At 73.2% G+C, this 15,871-nt stretch carries 12 protein-coding genes; 6 read left to right on the forward strand and 6 right to left on the reverse strand.

Annotated elements, in window-relative coordinates; all coding sequences use genetic code 11:
• Window positions 1-45 precede the first annotated feature (45 nt).
• Window positions 46-1,401, reverse strand: a complete 1,356-nt coding sequence (locus IE250_RS03815; RefSeq protein ID WP_189667900.1) for a cellulase-like family protein — start codon at window positions 1,399-1,401, stop codon at window positions 46-48.
• A complete protein-coding gene (locus IE250_RS03820; protein ID WP_229872109.1) occupies window positions 1,398-4,835 on the reverse strand; it encodes a DUF5107 domain-containing protein in 3,438 nt (1,145 codons plus the stop codon). Before IE250_RS03820 ends, IE250_RS03815 begins: the two co-directional genes overlap by 4 nt.
• A 131-nt stretch (window positions 4,836-4,966) precedes the next feature.
• Between IE250_RS03820 and IE250_RS03825 the strand changes: the two genes are divergently transcribed.
• The gene (locus IE250_RS03825) at window positions 4,967-5,854 is read left to right on the forward strand and encodes a helix-turn-helix domain-containing protein (protein WP_189667901.1); all 888 of its coding nucleotides are present in this window, start codon (window positions 4,967-4,969) and stop codon (window positions 5,852-5,854) included.
• Between the two features lie 13 nt (window positions 5,855-5,867).
• On the opposite strand, the gene IE250_RS03830 is transcribed toward IE250_RS03825, so the two are convergent.
• Window positions 5,868-6,743 (reverse strand): LysR family transcriptional regulator, encoded by an 876-nt coding sequence (locus IE250_RS03830; RefSeq protein WP_229872110.1) that lies wholly within the window; start codon window positions 6,741-6,743, stop codon window positions 5,868-5,870.
• A gap of 118 nt (window positions 6,744-6,861) precedes the next feature.
• Here IE250_RS03830 and IE250_RS03835 point away from each other — a divergent pair, with 118 nt between their 5' ends.
• Together IE250_RS03835 and IE250_RS03840 are read left to right on the forward strand one after the other, a co-directional pair.
• Complete coding sequence (locus tag IE250_RS03835; RefSeq protein WP_189667903.1) at window positions 6,862-7,722, forward strand: aldo/keto reductase; 861 nt, start codon at window positions 6,862-6,864, stop codon at window positions 7,720-7,722.
• 47 nt (window positions 7,723-7,769) lie between these two features.
• The gene (locus IE250_RS03840; protein WP_189667904.1) at window positions 7,770-8,702 is read left to right on the forward strand and encodes an aldo/keto reductase; all 933 of its coding nucleotides are present in this window, start codon (window positions 7,770-7,772) and stop codon (window positions 8,700-8,702) included.
• A gap of 24 nt (window positions 8,703-8,726) precedes the next feature.
• Here the strand turns inward: IE250_RS03840 and IE250_RS03845 are convergent, their stop codons facing one another.
• Window positions 8,727-10,136 (reverse strand): FAD-binding oxidoreductase, encoded by a 1,410-nt coding sequence (locus IE250_RS03845; RefSeq protein ID WP_189667905.1) that lies wholly within the window; start codon window positions 10,134-10,136, stop codon window positions 8,727-8,729.
• A 102-nt stretch (window positions 10,137-10,238) separates the two neighbouring features.
• On the opposite strand from IE250_RS03845, the gene IE250_RS03850 reads away from it, so the two are divergent.
• Together IE250_RS03850 and IE250_RS03855 are read left to right on the forward strand one after the other, a co-directional pair.
• On the forward strand, window positions 10,239-10,787 hold the full coding sequence (locus IE250_RS03850; protein WP_189667906.1) for a MarR family winged helix-turn-helix transcriptional regulator: 549 nt from the start codon (window positions 10,239-10,241) through the stop codon (window positions 10,785-10,787).
• Between the two features lie 55 nt (window positions 10,788-10,842).
• Window positions 10,843-12,282, forward strand: coding sequence for an MFS transporter (locus tag IE250_RS03855; protein ID WP_189667907.1), 1,440 nt, complete (start codon window positions 10,843-10,845; stop codon window positions 12,280-12,282).
• Here IE250_RS03855 and IE250_RS03860 read toward each other — a convergent pair.
• The gene (locus IE250_RS03860; protein ID WP_189667908.1) at window positions 12,266-12,694 is read right to left on the reverse strand and encodes a helix-turn-helix domain-containing protein; all 429 of its coding nucleotides are present in this window, start codon (window positions 12,692-12,694) and stop codon (window positions 12,266-12,268) included. The two genes, IE250_RS03855 and IE250_RS03860, sit on opposite strands and share 17 nt — an antisense overlap.
• Before the next feature lie 62 nt (window positions 12,695-12,756).
• Between IE250_RS03860 and IE250_RS03865 the strand changes: the two genes are divergently transcribed.
• On the forward strand, window positions 12,757-13,719 hold the full coding sequence (locus IE250_RS03865; RefSeq protein WP_189667909.1) for an NAD(P)/FAD-dependent oxidoreductase: 963 nt from the start codon (window positions 12,757-12,759) through the stop codon (window positions 13,717-13,719).
• Window positions 13,720-13,925: 206 nt separating this feature from the next.
• Here IE250_RS03865 and dnaG read toward each other — a convergent pair whose 3' ends face one another.
• Entirely contained in the window at window positions 13,926-15,851 is a 1,926-nt protein-coding gene (dnaG, locus tag IE250_RS03870; protein ID WP_189667910.1) for a DNA primase, read from the reverse strand.
• Window positions 15,852-15,871: the final 20 nt, after the last annotated feature.

The raw sequence follows: 15,871 nt of genomic DNA on the forward strand, positions 1-15,871 counted from the left end.
GCTTCTGGAACATGAAGAACACGATCGCCGTCGGGACGGCCGCAATCAACGATCTTGCCGCGACCACGCTCCAGGCGCTCGCGTAACCGCCCTGGAGGTTGAGCTGGGCGGCGGGAAGAGGGGTGCGGGTAGGTCCGCGCCCGTCAGGATCGCCGCGCACTCCCGCTGCAGAGCGACGTCGGCCCACATGGGGTGCTGCGGTGCGGCGTTGGAGCAGACGACGGCGCCCCAGGCGCCGAGCCGGCGCGCCTCACGCATCGCGTGCCGGCACAGCTCCGCCCCGACCGGCCCCTCCTCGAACCGGCCGTGCAGCGGGGTGTAGCCGACGTAGCCCTCGCCGAGGATCAGCGGGATGCCGCGGCTGGCGGCGGCGTCCGCCGCGGCGTCGAGCCACATGGTCAGCTTCTGGTACATGGCCGCGCGGTGCGTGCCCCAGTGGTCGTAGAGCCAGCGGTCCCACGCGTCGGGGTCGCACCAGTCGTGCACGTACACCTCGGGGACCGACATGATCGTGGCCCGCATGCGCCACTCCTGGCCCGGCGGCACCGACCACTTCTCGATCCCTGGGGCGTCGGGGCGCAGCAGCTCGCGCGCTCGCTCCTCGTCGAACTGGTCGACGGTGCCGCGCAGCTGGAATGTGTCGATCAGCTCCTGCAGCACCCCGTACACGTACGGGTGCACCACCAGGGCGTCGAGGTCCGCCGGCAGGGCGCTCAGCGCCCCGACCGGCACGCCGCCGTAGTTCACGGTGACCGGCCGGTCCGGGTGCCGCTGCCGGAACCGCGTGATCCCGCGCTCCAGCCGGGGCGTGAGCGCGCGCACTGCGTCGTCCCCGCGGCCGACGCCGAGCCCGTCGGTGAGGTACCCGATCTGCACCTCGTTGTGGAGCTCGGTCAGCAGGAGCCGGTGACCTAGCCCCTCCGCCTCCAGCAGGTCGACGAGGTCCGCGTGGGCGTCCGCGAGCACCTCGGCGCGCTCCTCCGGGTCCACGGCGTGCAGCGCCTCGTACCAGTGCGGCGTCGCGGCGAACGACGGCGACTGCTGGTACTCCCAGGACGACGCGATGATCCCGACGTCGTGCCGGTCGGCCGCGCGGAACAGCTCCAGCAGGTGGGCGCGCGCGTCGATGGTGGTCTCGTGCCGTACGTCGTACCACCGCACCCGCTGCCCGTACTCGCCCCCGAGCGGGCCGAGGCCCAGCGCCGAGGTGTTGATGCCGGACCGGAACAGCAGGAACGGCATGGCGCAGATGCGGATGGTGTCGTAGCCGCGTTCGCGGGCCTGCGCGAAGGCGCGGTCCAGGTCCTCGAACGGCTCGCCGGGGCCGGTGCGGGTGTACCAGGTGAAGTCCCACAGGGACACCACACGGGGGCGGTCCGGGGCTGCGAGCAGGTTGCTCATGCTGAGAACTCCTTCGGGTCAGCGGGTTTCTGGTCGGGTCCGTGCAGCAGCTCCGCGCCCCGCCGCGCCACGGCGTGGCGCAGGTCGGCCGCGTGCCGGGACGCCGCGAGCGCCGGCCGCAGCAGGAGGGTCTCGGCCGCCGCGGTGTTGTCGGCGAGGAGGGCGAGCTGGGCGTCGAGGACGAGCACACGCCGGTCGCGTACGCGCAGCGGGTCCTCCTCGAACAGGAGCAGGTCGGGCAGGGACGTGGCGAAGTAGTCGACGCGCGGCACCTCGGCGGCATACCGGTCGCGGTAGGCACGCAGCGACGCCGTCAGCTCGTCCGCGGCGTCGTGCTGCCCGGTGCGGCGCAGGGCGAGGACCGTCCAGAAGGTCTGCTCGCTGTGCTCCTGCGTACTCATCTCGACGAAGTCGCCGCGCTGCGCAGCGGCGGTGTGCCAGGCGTCGTCGGCATCGGCATCGGCGTCAGCCGCGAGCGCGTCCCCGAGCAGCAGGTGCAGGTGCGCGGTGCTGGCCAGGGGGTGGCGCGCCTCGCCCAGGCTGCGCGGAGGCGCCAGGGCCGCCCGCACGTGCCCGACGGCGTCCGCCGCCCGGCCGTCCGCGAGCGCGTCCAGTGCCTGGTGGGTGTGCGCGCGGTCCCAGGCGAGCAGCGCCTGTCCCTCGCCGCCCTCCCAGGGGTGCAGCCGGCGTCGGCCGAGGACCGTCAGGGCCTGGTCCGCCCGGCCTTCCGTGATCATCAGGTGCAGCGTCTCGACCGCGAGGTCGTCGCGGTCGAGTGCGGAGCCCTCCGCGAGCAGCGCGGCGAGGCGGTCCGCGGGGCTGGTCCCCGTCAGCGCGGCGAGCTGGTCGCTCTCGTACAGCAGCCGTGCGTCGCCCGGGGCGACGGCGCACGCCCTGTCGTACGCGTCGCGCGCGGCCGCCAGGTCACGTTCGTGGTTGACGGCGGCCAGGCCGATGTTGCGCCAGGCGACGGCGTCGGCCGGGTCGAGGGCGACCGCCGCCCGCCACGACGACAGGGCGTCCCCCCGGCGTCCGGCGGCGTAGGTCCAGTGGCCCAGCAGCGACCGCGCGCGGGCGTCGCCCGGATCGGCGTCGGCCGCCTCCCGCAGCACCGCCGCGTCCGCGAGCCGGCCGGGGAAGCACCAGGTGGGGTCGATGGTGCGGGCCCGCGCCCGCTCCGCGGCGGCCTCGGCGGTACGGCCCGCGAGCCCCAGCAAGTGGGCGCGGTGGTAGGCGAGCAGCGGCCTGACGGCGGTCTGGCCCCCGGCCCGGTGGTCCTCGCGCGCCTCTGCCTCCTCCAGGCAGGCCAGCGCGGCGTCGTGCTCCCCCACCCCCGCGAGCTCGATCGCGACGTCGAGCAGGGTCTGGGCGTCGCCGCTCGCGGGCCGGCCGTCCAGGTGCCGCAGCCAGGCGTCGAGCGGGTCGAGCGCACGGGCGGCGGCCAGCACCGATGCGGCGGCGTCGTGCTGCCGCAGCCGCCGGTGGCACACCACCGTCAGCGCGAGCGCCTGCAGGTGCTCGGGCTCGGTCCGGCGCACGTCGGTGAGCCGCGCCAGGGCTTGTTCGTGGCGGCCGGCGCGCGCGTCGACGCGCGCCATTCGGTAGCCGGCAGGCGCCCGCCACGCCCGCGACCACGCGGCCTGCGCGTAGGCCTCGTAGGCGCCGACGTCGTCGCCGAGCGCCTCCCGCACCAGGCCCAGCAGGTGGATCGCCGTGGTGTCGCGGGAGCTGCGGTGCAGCCTGGTCAGCCGGCCGACGGCGCGTTCGAGGTGCTCGACGGCCCGCTCGTGGCTGCCCGCGGTGTACGCGTGCCGCGCGAGGCCGACCAGGCTGTCCACGTATCCCGGGTCCCGGCGCAGCGCCTCGTGCCAGTACGGCTCGGGCGCTCGCGCCGCGTGGCGGTACAGCTCGAGGTGCGCGGCGATCAGCGCCAGCTCCTCGACGGTGCCGACCTGCTCGGGTGCGGGCGGCTCCTCGGCGGTGTCGGGCTCCGGGTCGCTGGCAGAGCCGGTCGAAGCTTGCTCGTCCCATGTCACCAGGACGCGCCGCCCATGGGTCACCGTCACCGTGAGCGGCCCGGTCCCTGCTGGGAGGTCGTGCGCCAGCTGGGCGGGGTGCGTCGGGTCCGCGTCCACGACGTCGGTCGCGATCACGCGGCCCCCGGCCGACAGCGTCACCTCGATCCCGGCCAAGGGACGCGGCACCACAACGCCGGTCCGCGCCGTCGTGCCCGAACGGGTACTCAACCGCTCCAGACGGACCGCAGCGTCGAGCGTTGCCCGGTCCACCGGGCCGACGTCGCGGAACGGGTACCAGAACTGGGAGAAGACCTTGGTCTCACCCGGGGCGAGGTAGGCGAAGTCGGGCTGGTTGTCCGTGAACACGCCGGCCATCAGCTCGACGTAGTGCGAGCCGTCGTCGGCCAGGTTGGCGTCCCAGGCGTGGCCGAACGGGGCGTTGCCCCAGGTCCACTGCTTCTTGCCGGGCGAGAGCGCGCGGTCCGCGACGTGCACGAACCCGAGCCGCGCCGCGTGGTCGTAGCCGCCGAAGAACTCCTCGTCGCTGCGCAGGCACATGTACGACGTCGGCACCGGGATGTTGCGGTACCAGTCGAGCCGGTCGCGTGTGAGCTCCACGCCGTCGCGCGCGGTGCGGACCTCGCCCGCACGCGCCGGGTAGTCGACGCCGTAGTAGGGGCGGTCCGCGTGCGGGAACGCGGTGACCGCGCGCCGCGCGTGGTCGGCCACGAACTTCACGTCGTGCGGGAAGAACGACTGGTAGTCGTCGTCCACCCGGGCCGCCACGTTGGCCCACCACAGGAACGACTGCGGCAGCTCGCTGCGGTTGTACAGCCGCACCGTCAGCTCGAGCACCGCGCTGTCCGGTCGCAGCCGCACCCCGTGCATGCCCTTCATCCGGGTGAACGGGTCGTGGTCCGAGCACCACACGACGACGGCGCCGTCGGGCTCCTCCTCGATCTCGACGTCCACCGGCAGGTAGGTCGCCGGGCGGTGGTGCTGCGGCCAGTTGAGCTCCACGCCGCCCGCGACCCACGGGCCTGCCAGGCCCACCAGCGCCGGCTTGATCACCGGGTTGGTCCAGAAGAAGTCCCGGCCGATCCCGCGCTCGCGCGCCACGTGGATGCGCCCGCCCAGCTCCGGCAGCACGACGATGCGCAGCCACTCGTTCTCCAGGTGCGCCGCGCGCCATGCCCGCTGGTGGGGCTCGTCGGCGATCTGGTGGTGGAACGGGAGCGGGTACACGCGGCCGGACGACCCCTGGTACACCCGCCGGTCCAGGTACGCGGGGAACCGGTCGGGCGGCAGGGGCTCGTAGGTGGTCAGGGTGAGCGGCGCCTCCCAGGCGGCCGCGGCCCGTCCGGCCAGGTGGCCGGGCCGGTCGGGGAGGTCGAGCATGGACTCCACATCGAGCATGGGCCCGACGCTACGAATCCCCGGGGTGTCCCGGGAAGCGACGTATCGATGCACTTGCCTGGACGATCCGACGATTCCCGCCGGGAGCTCCGACTGCTGACGACGACGGGCCGTGACGCTACCCTTCTGGGGTGCGAATCCGTGACGGCTTCCCCGGACAGCGCCTCCGGGTGCTGCCGACCACCGTGGTCCGCGCGGCGTCGAAGAACGGCCCCACCTCGCGACTGCTGGTCACGGACGCAGGCTATTTCCCGCACGCCGCGAACCACGGGCGCGTGCGCAGGCACGGCGCCATCGGGACCATCGTCATCGTGTCCGCGGCCGGGCGCGGCTGGTGCCGCACGCCGGGCGGTCTGCACCGCATCGGGGCTGCTCAGGCCCTGGTCATCCCCGCCGGAGTGCCCCACGAGTACTGGGCCGACGACGATGACCCATGGACGATCTGGTGGATGCACGCCAGAGGCCCCGACGCGGACGAGTTCGAGCGTGACCTGGCGGCACACGCCGGGCCGGACGACGTAGCGGTGGTCGAGGCGCACGACCTGGTGCGCGTCGTCGCCGACCTCGAACGCGTCGTCCAGGCGCTCGAGACGGACGAGACCTACCCCAGCCTCCTGCGCTGCGCCGGTGCCGCCTGGTCGGTGCTCGCCCAGATCGGGGCCGACGCCGCCGCGGGCAGCCCGGTCCGGGGCGAGCCGGTACGCGCCGCGCAGGAGTACCTGCGCACGCACCTGGACGCCGTCGTCGAGGTGGCGGCGCTAGCCCGCCGGTTCGGCCTGAGCACGTCGCACTTCTCCGCCCGCTTCCGGGCCGCCACCGGCGGCGGCGTGGTCGAGTACGTCAAGCGGCTCCGGATGGCCCGGGCGTGCGAGCTGCTGATCACCACCCAGCTGCCCGTCGCCGACATCGCCCGCTCGGTCGGCTACCCCGACCCGTTCTACTTCTCGCGCCAGTTCCGCAGCGTGCACTCCTGCAGCCCGACGGACTTCCGCCGCGGCATCCACGACCGCGAGCGCTGAGAACCGCCCGAGCTCAGCTCGCGCACGCCGGGGCGTCGGCCAGGAGCTCCATCAGGTGCGGCGCAGGCGAGTCCTGGCGCTCCGAGCCGGTCACCACCGAGACCACCCAGTCCGACGCACCGTCCGGCGCGACCGGGACCGCGACCAGCCGGGCCGCCTGCGGCTTGGCCGCCACGTGGCGCGGCACGAGCGCGACGCCGAGGCCGCGGTCGACCAGGTCGAGGAGCGTGTGCACGTCGTTGACGGTGAACCGAACGCGCCGGTGCACGCCCCGCGCGCCGAAGGCGTCGTCGTTCATCCGGCGGACCGCCCAGGACGGGTGGAAGTCGATGAAGCTCTCGTCGCCGAGGTCGACCCGGTCGACGGCCGCGCGGGACGCCAGCGGATGCTCCGGCGGGCACAGCATGACCACCGGCTCCTGCCCCAGGACCGTGCGCGGCAGCACGCCCACGTGGTCGGTGGTGGCGACGAACGCGGCGTCGAGCTCGCCGTCGCGCACGCCGGCCAGGAGCTCGTGCGAGCCCGCCTGGGTGAACGCGATCTCCACCCGCGGGTACCGACGGTGGAAGCGTTCCAGCAGAGTGGCGACGTCGACGACGCCGAGGCACTGCTCCGCGCCAACCCGCAGGGTCCCGGCGAGCTCGCGCGAGACCTGGACCACCGCATCGCGAGCCTCCGTCGCGGAGGAGAGCATGGAACGGGCGAAGGGCAGCAGCGCGAGGCCTGCCTCGGTCGGCTCGACCTTGCGCGTGGTCCGCGTGAACAGCTTGGTGCCCAGCTCTACCTCGAGGTTGCGGATTGCGGCGGACAGCCCGGACTGGGAGACGCCGGTGACGTCGGCCGCACGTGTGAACTGCCGCTCGTCCGCGAGCGCGACGAGGTATTCCATCTGACGCAGTTCCATTAAGCAGTACCAGTTCTAGGAATGATGATGAGGAGTTGTTGGACTTCTAGGTTATCGCTTCCTAGTCTCGGTTCCGAACCCGTTGCGACACGAGGAGCAGCTCATGCACCAGCGCACCATCGGCGGCCGCGCCGTCTCCGCGATCGGCCTCGGCGGCATGCCGATGTCCATCGAGGGCCGGCCCGACCGCGACCGCTCGATCGCCACGATCCACGCCGCCCTGGACGCCGGCGTCACCCTCATCGACACCGCCGACGCCTACCACCTGCACGCCGACGACGTGGGCCACAACGAGGAACTCATCGCCGAGGGTCTGCGTTCCTACGGCGGCGACACCTCCGGCGTCCTCGTCGCGACCAAGGGCGGCCACCTGCGCCCCGGCGACGGGTCCTGGACCAAGGACGGGCGGCCCGAGTACCTCCAGGAGGCGGCCAAGGCCTCGGCCAAGCGGCTCGGGGTCGACGCCATCGGCCTGTACCAGTTCCACCGGCCCGACCCGCACGTGCCCTACGGCGACTCGGTGGGCGCGATCCGCGACCTGCTCGACGAGGGCGTCATCGAGATGGCCGGCATCTCCAACGCGAACCCCGACCAGATCCGGCTGGCGCAGGACATCCTGGGCGGCCGCCTGGTCTCCGTCCAGAACCAGTTCTCGCCGCGCTTCCGCTCCTCGGAGCCCGAGCTCCACCTGTGCGCCGAGCTCGGCATCGCGTTCCTGCCGTGGAGCCCGCTGGGCGGCATCTCGAACGCGCGCGAGCTCGCGACCCGGCACGCCGCGTTCGCCGAGGTCGCCGCCGACCACGGCGTCAGCCCGTACCAGGTGGTGCTGGCCTGGCAGCTGGCGCTCGCACCCGTCGTCGTGCCGATCCCCGGGGCATCGCGGCCCGCGAGCATCACCGACTCCGCCGCGGCGGCGGAGCTCGAGCTCACGGCCGACGAGGTAGCCCGGCTCTCCGCGGCCTGACCCACGCCGTCGACATACCGATCACCCACCCACAGGAGAAAACCCCCGTGAAGACCTTCACCCTGCCCGGGACGCAGCTCACCGTCCCTAACGTCGTCCTTGGCCTCATGCGCATCCAGGAGAAGACCGACGAGGAGGTGCGCACCCTGGTCAAGACCGCCCGGGACGCAGGCATCTCGTTCTTCGACCACGCCGACGTGTACGGCTCCGAGACGCACGGCTGCGAGAAGCGGTTCGCCGACGCGATGCAGCTGACGTCGTCCGAGCGCGAGCAGATCGTGCTGCAGACGAAGGCCGGCATCGTGCGCGAGGGGCCGTACTTCGACTTCTCGTACGACCACATCGTCGAGTCGGTCGACGGCTCGCTGGCCGCGCTCGGCACCGACTACATCGACATCCTGCTGCTGCACCGCCCGGACGCCCTCGTGGAGCCCGACGAGGTGGCGCGCGCGTTCGACGACCTGTCGGCGGCGGGCAAGGTGCGCTCGTTCGGCGTCTCCAACCACACGCCGGGGCAGATGGAGCTGCTGCGCAAGTCCGTGTCGCAGCCGATCGTCGCCAACCAGGTCCAGCTCTCGCTGACGCATGCGCCCCTCGTGGCGCAGGGCGTCGCCGCGAACATGCAGGCGCTGGACCAGTCGGTCAGCCGCGACTCCGGCACCCTCGACTACTGCCGCCTGAACGACGTCACCGTGCAGGCCTGGTCGCCGTTCCAGGCCGGGTTCTTCACCGGCGTGTTCCTCGGCTCGCCGGAGTACCCAGAGCTGAACGCCGTGATCGACCGCCTGGCGAAGCAGTACGACGTGCCGGCCATCGCTGTCGCGACCGCCTGGATCACCCGCCACCCGGCGCAGATGCAGGTGGTGCTGGGGACCACCAACCCGGAGCGCGTCGCGGCCGCCGCGCTCGGTTCCGACGTGCCGCTGACGCGCGCGGAGTGGTACGAGCTGTTCCGCGCGGCGGGCTACGCAGTGCCGTAGCCCGCCGACGACAAGGGGCTGCCCTCAAGGCGCCACGTTGTGGTTCGCCGCGAACAGGTTGGTCGGGTCGTACGCCCGCTTCACCTCGCGCAGCCGGGCCAGCGTCGCCTCGGGGTAGGCGTCGCTCACGTCCTGCGGCGTCGCGTTCGCCATGAAGTTCACGTACCCGCGCCCGGCGACACCGAGCGTGCCCGACGTCGACGCCACCCACTCGCGCAGCGCCGGGACGCCGTCGAGACCCAGCGCCATGCCCTGCACGGTCACCATCCAGGCGGCGTCGCGGTGCGCGAAGGCCGTCGCGGCCGGGTCGACACCGGCGATCGCGCCGCCCATGGGCCGCAGGTTCACCACGGCGAGCCCGTGTTGCGCACTGGACACGGCCTCGATGGCGGCCGCGGCCCACGCCTCGTCGGGCGCCCAGACACCCTCGCCGAGGAACCCGGGCCGCGCGTCGGCCGAGGCCCCGCCCTCCGGGCCGCCGGCGACGAACATCTCGGGATAGGGAATCTCGCTGACGCCGTCGAACACCGTGCCGAGCGCGCGCAGCGGCGCGAACACCGCCTCCGCCTCGGACGCCGGGCCGGCGAAGCACACCAGGGCCATGACGATCGGCTTGCCGTGCACCTCCGCCGGCAGCATGGGCAGCGGCGGGGCGGTCATCACGTTGACCATGCCCGACAGCTTCTCTGGCGCCTCGGCGAGGGTCGCAAGGACGGTGGCGAGCGTGCCCGGCTCGGCCGGCCACGCGACCATGCCGCCCGTGACGACCGGCAGCTCGCGCAGCCGCAGGTCCAGCCGGGTCACGACGCCGAAGTTCCCGCCACCACCCCGCAGCGCCCAGAAGAGGTCCGGGTTCTCGTCGGCGTTGGCCTGCACCACTCGGCCGTCGGCGAGGACCACCTCGGCGCCCAGCAGGTTGTCGGCGGTGAGGCCGTGGAGCCGGCTGAGGTAGCCGATGCCGCCGCCGAGCGCGAGGCCCGTGATGCCGACGGTCCCGGTGTCGCCGAACCCGGTGGCCAGGCCGTGCTCGCCCGCCGCCGTGCTGTAGGTGCCGGCGAGGACGCCGCCCTGCGCGTGCCCGACGCCGGCGTCCGCGTCGATCTCGATGCCGTCCATCAGGCGCATGTCCAGGACGAGCCCGCCGTCGGCCAGGCCGTGCCGGGCGAAGCTGTGGCCGCCGCTGCGCACCGCGAGCGGCAGGTTTGCGTCGCGCGCGACGGCGACGACCGCCGCTACCTCGTCAGTGGTACGGACCCGCGCCACCGCGACCGGGATCCGCTCCGGGCCGCCGAGGAACACGGCGGCGGTCTCGGCGAACCCGTCGGCGGGCGGGGTGAGCAGGCGGTCGCCGAGCGCGGCCGTGAGCGGGGCCAGGGCGCCTTCGAGCGCCTCGGGCGAAAGCTGTGTGCTGGTGCTGGTGTCTTGCGTGGCCATCGTCGCGCCTCCGAGTAGATACCGAACTTGCCGTCGCTAACGTTAGACATCTAAGCATTAGCCGTCAATGCATTTCGGCGTCAGCCGAACTACCCTTCGTCCATGCAACCAAGCGGGCGGCCCATCGGCGAACCAGGCGGCACGGATCACGAGACCGGGCCGAGCCGTCCCGGGCTGGTGCCCGTCGTGCCCACGATGTGGCAGTCCGTGCAGCGCGTCATGCGGGCGTTCGACGCACTCCTTTCCGAACATGGCGGCAGCTGGCAGGTCTGGCACATCCTGCTCGCTCTGCATCAGGGCACACCGGCCACCCAGCGCGAGCTCGCACACGCCGTGGGCATCCGCGAGGCCACGCTGACGCACCACCTGCGCGGCATGGAGGACCGCGGGCTGGTGGTCCGCACCCGCGAGGAGTCGAACCGCAGGGTCCAGCGCATCGAGGTCACCGACGCCGGTGAGAGGCTCTATCAAGACCTCAAGTCCGCGGCGATCGGGTTCGACCGGACGCTGCGGGACGCGATCGGCCCGGAGGAGGCAGACGTCAACGGCTTCCTCGACACCATCGGCCGCCTCGCCCGGTCGGTGCCAGACCGCGGGAACGGACCGATCCCGGAGGGCTGGCCGGGCAACCGCCAGGTGAGCCGGGAATAGGCGGTGCCCCAGGCAACTTTGTAAGTCTCGTGCAGCACATCCGGGAGCCCCAGACATGACCGCACCATCGAGCAGCACCACAGACACCCGGCTCGGGCTGCGCGGCGACCGTGGCCCGATCCTCGGCGCGCTGATGCTCTCCACCTCGCTCGTAGCCCTCGACGTCACGATCCTTGCGACCGCCTCGACCACCATCGCGCGCGAGCTCGGCGCGTTCGAGCAGGTCCCGTGGCTCTTCTCCGCGTACACGCTGGCGCAGGCCGTGACCGTCCCCCTGTACGGGCGCCTGGCGGACGTCTTCGGGCGCAAGCGCGTGATGCTGCTCGGGATCGGGCTGTTCCTGCTCGGCTCGGTGCTGTGCGCCGTCGCCTGGAGCATGCCCGCGCTCATCTGGTTCCGCGTGCTGCAGGGCCTGGGCGCCGGCGCGATCCTGCCGATGTCGATGACCATCGCGAGCGACATCTACACGCTCGCCGAGCGCGCCAAGACCCAGGGGTACCTCGCGAGCGTGTGGGCCGCGTCGTCCGTGCTCGGCCCGACCCTCGGCGGCGTGTTCAGCCAGTTCGTGAGCTGGCGCTGGATCTTCTGGGTCAACGTGCCGATCGCCCTGGTGGCGGCGTACGCGCTCTGGCGCCGGTTCCAGGAGAAGAAGCGCGAGGGCGAGCGCGAGCCCATCGACTACCTCGGCGCCGCCCTGCTCACCGGCGGCAGCACGCTCCTGGTGCTGGGCCTGCTCGAGGGCGGGCACGCGTGGGGCTGGGCGTCGCCTCAGTCGGTCGGGATCTTCGTCGCCGCGGTGGTGCTGCTCGCGGCGTTCACCGTGTCCGCCCGCAGGAACGCGCACCCGATCTTCGACCTGGGGCTGCTGCGCCGCCGTGTGGTCGGCGCGTCGACGGCGGCCGGGCTCGCGGTCGGCGTCATCACACTCGGCCTGTCCACGTACGTGCCGATCTACGCGCAGGGCGTGCTCGGCGTCGGGCCGCTCGTGGCCGGGTTCGCGCTTGCCTCGCTCCTGGTGGGCTGGCCGCTCGCGGCGACCCTTTCGGGCCGGATCTACCTGGCGATCGGGTTCCGCTGGACCGCCGTCATCGGCGCGGTGATCGTCCTGGCCGGTGCCCTCCTCACGCTCACCCTCGGCACGAGCTCCCCGGTCTGGCACATCTCCGCTGCCGTGTTCGTGATCGGGCTCGGCATGGGTCTGGTGGCCGTGCCGACGCTGCTCGCCGCGCAGCACAGCGTGGACTGGGGCGAGCGCGGCGCGGTGACCGCCACCAACATGTTCGCCCGGTCGATCGGGCAGGCGGTGGGCGTCGCGGTGCTGGGCGCGGTGGTGAACGCGGTGACCACCGTCGGCGCGGACGGCACACCGGACGGCCCGGGGCTGGCGTACGCCATGCACCTGGTGTTCTGGTGCGTGGCCGGCGTCGCCGCGCTGATGATCGGGACGGTGCTGCTGCTCCCCCGCGACAACCCGAGGCTCACGCGGTCCTCGTGACGGCGAACCTGCCGAGCGCACCGTCGAGCACGTCCTGCACGTGCTCCCGGAAGCGGGGGCAGGTCGCGATGTCGTGCGCCCGGCACTGCAGCGCGTGCAGCGTCATCTCGCGCGACGCCGCCATCTCGGCCATGCGCCGGTCCAGGTCCGCGATGTGTGCCTCGAGCACCTGGTGCCGGTCGTACGCCTCGGCGTCGAGCATGACGCGCACCTGTTCCAGGGTCATGCCAGCGGCCTTGCTGCGCATGATGACGCCGACCCGCACGACGTCGTCGCGCCCGTACCGCCTGCGCCCGGCCCCGTCGCGCGCCGGGTGCAGCAGCTTCTCGTCCTCCCAGTAGCGCAGCACGTGGGTCTCCAGCCCGAACCGCCGGGCCGTCTCGCCGACCGACCAGGTCTCGCTTGACTTCATGTTGACATGAAGTCACATCCTGAGGTCGTACCGCAAGCCGTACCAGGAGACGGAGCCCCGCGATGTCCGCAACAGACCCCTCGAACAGCCCCTACGACGCCGTGGTCATCGGCGGCGGCCCCGCCGGGCTGCAGGCCGCGCTCACCCTCGGCCGCATGCACCGCCGCGTGCTGCTGCTCGACTCCGGCGAGTACCGCAACGCGCCCGCCGAGCACATGCACAACTTCGTGACGCAGGACGGCACGCCACCGGCCGAGTTCCGCGCCGCGGCCCGCGCCGACCTCGCCGCCTACGCGACGGTGGCCGTCCGCGAGGCCGCGGCGACCGCCGTCGTGCCCCACGGCGCGGGCTTCCGGGTCGAGCTGGGCGGCGACGCCGAGGGCGGGGAACCGCTCGCCACCCGCACCGTCGTGCTCGCGACCGGGATGCGAGACACCCTGCCCGCGACCCCCGGCCTGGAGCCGCTGTTCGGGACCGTCGCCGCGGTCTGCCCGTACTGCCACGGGCACGAGCTCAGCGGCAAGCACGTGGCAGTGCTCGGCAGCGGCCCGCACGTGACCCGCGTCGCGTTCCTGCTGGAACGCATCGCGAGCCGGCTCACCGTCCTGGCCGACGGCGAGGAGCTCGACCCGGGCGTCCGCGCCCAGCTTGCCGACGCCGGGGTCGCCGTCCGGGCCGAGGCCGTCAAGGAGCTGGTCCCCAGCGCGGCCGGCGCCACCGTGTCGTTCACCGACGGCCCGGACGAGGAGGTCGGCGGGGTGTTCGTCTCGGCCGAGTTCGCTCAGCGCGCCCCGTTCGCGGAGCAGCTCGGCCTGGACCTGCTCTCGTCCGGCGCGGTCGAGGTGGACGCCATGGGGCGCACGAGCGTGCCCGGCGTGTTCGCCGCCGGCGACATGGCGCACACACCGGCGACGCCGATGCCGCTCGCGTCGGTGCTGGCCGCGGCCTCGTCCGGCCTGATGGCCGCGGTGGCCGTGGACGCGGAGCTGCTCGGCCAGGACCACCCGGTACCCCAGCCGGCCTGACGCCATTGGGCCGGAGTGCGTGCCGCGCCCACCGGGGTCACTTCGGTCGCATGCCTGACCGAACTCAATGACTTCGGTCCCTTGCCCTGAGATCGGTCGATTAAATGACCGATCTCAAGGCAACCGACCGATCTCATGTGCGTGTGGGTGGCATCGGACCGAACTCGTCACACCGAGTCCACCGTCACGCACCACGCACTCCGGCCCTACGCGTTCGCGCTGTCGCGGAGCGTCCGGCGTTCGCTCTCGATCGCCAGGAGCTCGGCGAACGCCGCCTGGTAGTTCTCGGTGTCCGCCGGGTCCAGCCGCTGCAGGCGGCTGCGCGCGTCCGCGACGCGCCGCGTGAGCCCCAGGTCGACGACGCGGCGCACCACACCCTCGACGAACGCCGCGACGGCCGCCTCCCGGTCCTCCGGGAGGGACGCCACCGAGAGCTGCGTGACGACGCCCGCCACGGTCTCGGGGGCCTGCTCGAGCACTGCCGCGACCCACTGCGCCGCAGACATCTCGCGCCCGGCCGCGGCTCCCCCGGCCGCCCGGATCGCCGAGTGCACTGCCCGCCACGCGGGTACCGCGAACGCGTCCTCGTCGAGCGCGTCGAACGTCGGCGGGACGTGCTGCGGGTACTGCAGCACGGCCACGAGCGCGAGGCGCTCGTCCCGGGCCACCGGGTCGCGGGGGTCGGGGGCCGGTATCTGCGGCACGCCGCCCGACGCCGGACGGTCGTCCGAGCCGCCCTGGCCGGTCACCGGCGCCTCCCGGAGGGATGGCGTGCTCGCCGCGCGCGAGATCTCCCGGGCGACCGCGCGCTCGTCGGTGCCGATCCAGCCCGCGAGCAGTCGGGCGTACTCGGGCCGCAGGGCGGTGTCGCGGATGCCCGCGATGATGGGCGCGGCGGCCCGCAGGGCGCCGACCCGGCCCTCCGCGGTGTTCAGGTCGAACTCGTCGAGCTTGCTGCGCACCACGAACTCGAACAGGGGCACGCGGCCGTCCACCAGGGCGCGCACCGCCTCGGGGCCGCCCACCATGCGCAGGTCGCACGGGTCCATGCCGCCGGGCTCGACGGCCACGAACGTCTGCGCGAAGAACCGCTGGTCCTCGCCGAAGGCACGCACCGCCGCCTTCTGGCCGGCCGCGTCGCCGTCGAACGTGAAGATGATCTCGCCGCCGAGGGACGTGCCGGACTTCAGCTGGAGGCCGCCGCCGGCCGTCGTGTCGCCGAGCAGGCGCCGCACCACCTTGGCGTGGTCGGCGCCGAAGGCCGTGCCGCACGTGGCGACCGCCGTCGTCACGTCGGACAGGTGCGCGGCCATGACGTCCGTGTACCCCTCGACGACCACCACGCGCTTGCCCTTGGCGATCTCCCGCTTGGCGAGGTCGATCCCGTACAGCACGTGCGACTTCTTGTAGAGGCTGGTCTCGGGGGTGTTGAGGTACTTGGGCCCCTGGTCGTCCTCGAACAGGCGGCGCGCGCCGAAGCCGATCACGGCCCCCGTCACGTCCCGGATGGGCCACATGACGCGGCCGCGGAACCGGTCGTAGATGCCGCGCCGGCCCTCGGACATCAGCCCGCTCGCCACCAGCTCCGCCTGCGTGAAGCCGCGGCTCTGCAGGTGGCGCTGCAGCGCGTCCCAGCCCTTGGGGGCGAACCCGACGCCGAACCGCTCGGCGTCGGTCCGGTCGAAGCTGCGCTCGGCGAGGAATGCGCGCGCGGCGGCGGCGTCGGGCCCCATGAGCTGCTCGGCGTAGAAGTCGGCGGCCACGCGGTTGGCCTCCAGCAGGCGCTGCCGCTTGCCGGGCTCGTCGCGCGGGCGGGCGGAGCCGCCCTCCTCGTAGCGCAGCTGCACACCGGTCTTGCCCGCGAGGTACTCGATGGCCTCGGTGAAGCTCAGCCCGTCCATCTTCATGACGAACTCGATGACGTCGCCGCCCTCGCCGCAGCCGAAGCAGTGGTAGCGCCCGACGCTGGGCCGCACGTTGAAGCTGGGGCTGCGCTCGTCGTGGAAGGGACACAGACCCACCAGCGCGCCCACCCCGGCGGGCTTGAGGGTCACGTGGGCCGAGACGATCTCGTCGATCCGCGCGCGCTCGCGGACGAGGTCGACATCCTCGCGTCTGATGAGCCCGGCCACGGTCCGAAGTCTATGCTCGC

Origin of the sequence: Promicromonospora soli, from assembly GCF_014653785.1 — a bacterium.
Taxonomy (GTDB): Bacteria; Actinomycetota; Actinomycetes; order Actinomycetales; family Cellulomonadaceae; genus Promicromonospora; species Promicromonospora soli.

Excerpts from the sequence above, each read along its gene's own strand:
- IE250_RS03815 (WP_189667900.1), bottom strand. The coding sequence starts at position 1,401 with ATGAGCAACCTGCTCGCAGCCCCGGACCGCCCCCGTGTGGTGTCCCTG.
- IE250_RS03820 (WP_229872109.1), bottom strand. The coding sequence starts at position 4,835 with ATGCTCGATGTGGAGTCCATGCTCGACCTCCCCGACCGGCCCGGCCAC.
- IE250_RS03830 (WP_229872110.1), bottom strand. The coding sequence starts at position 6,743 with ATGGAATACCTCGTCGCGCTCGCGGACGAGCGGCAGTTCACACGTGCG.
- IE250_RS03835 (WP_189667903.1), top strand. The coding sequence starts at position 6,862 with ATGCACCAGCGCACCATCGGCGGCCGCGCCGTCTCCGCGATCGGCCTC.
- IE250_RS03845 (WP_189667905.1), bottom strand. The coding sequence starts at position 10,136 with ATGGCCACGCAAGACACCAGCACCAGCACACAGCTTTCGCCCGAGGCG.
- IE250_RS03850 (WP_189667906.1), top strand. The coding sequence starts at position 10,239 with ATGCAACCAAGCGGGCGGCCCATCGGCGAACCAGGCGGCACGGATCAC.
- IE250_RS03855 (WP_189667907.1), top strand. The coding sequence starts at position 10,843 with ATGACCGCACCATCGAGCAGCACCACAGACACCCGGCTCGGGCTGCGC.
- IE250_RS03860 (WP_189667908.1), bottom strand. The coding sequence starts at position 12,694 with ATGAAGTCAAGCGAGACCTGGTCGGTCGGCGAGACGGCCCGGCGGTTC.
- IE250_RS03865 (WP_189667909.1), top strand. The coding sequence starts at position 12,757 with ATGTCCGCAACAGACCCCTCGAACAGCCCCTACGACGCCGTGGTCATC.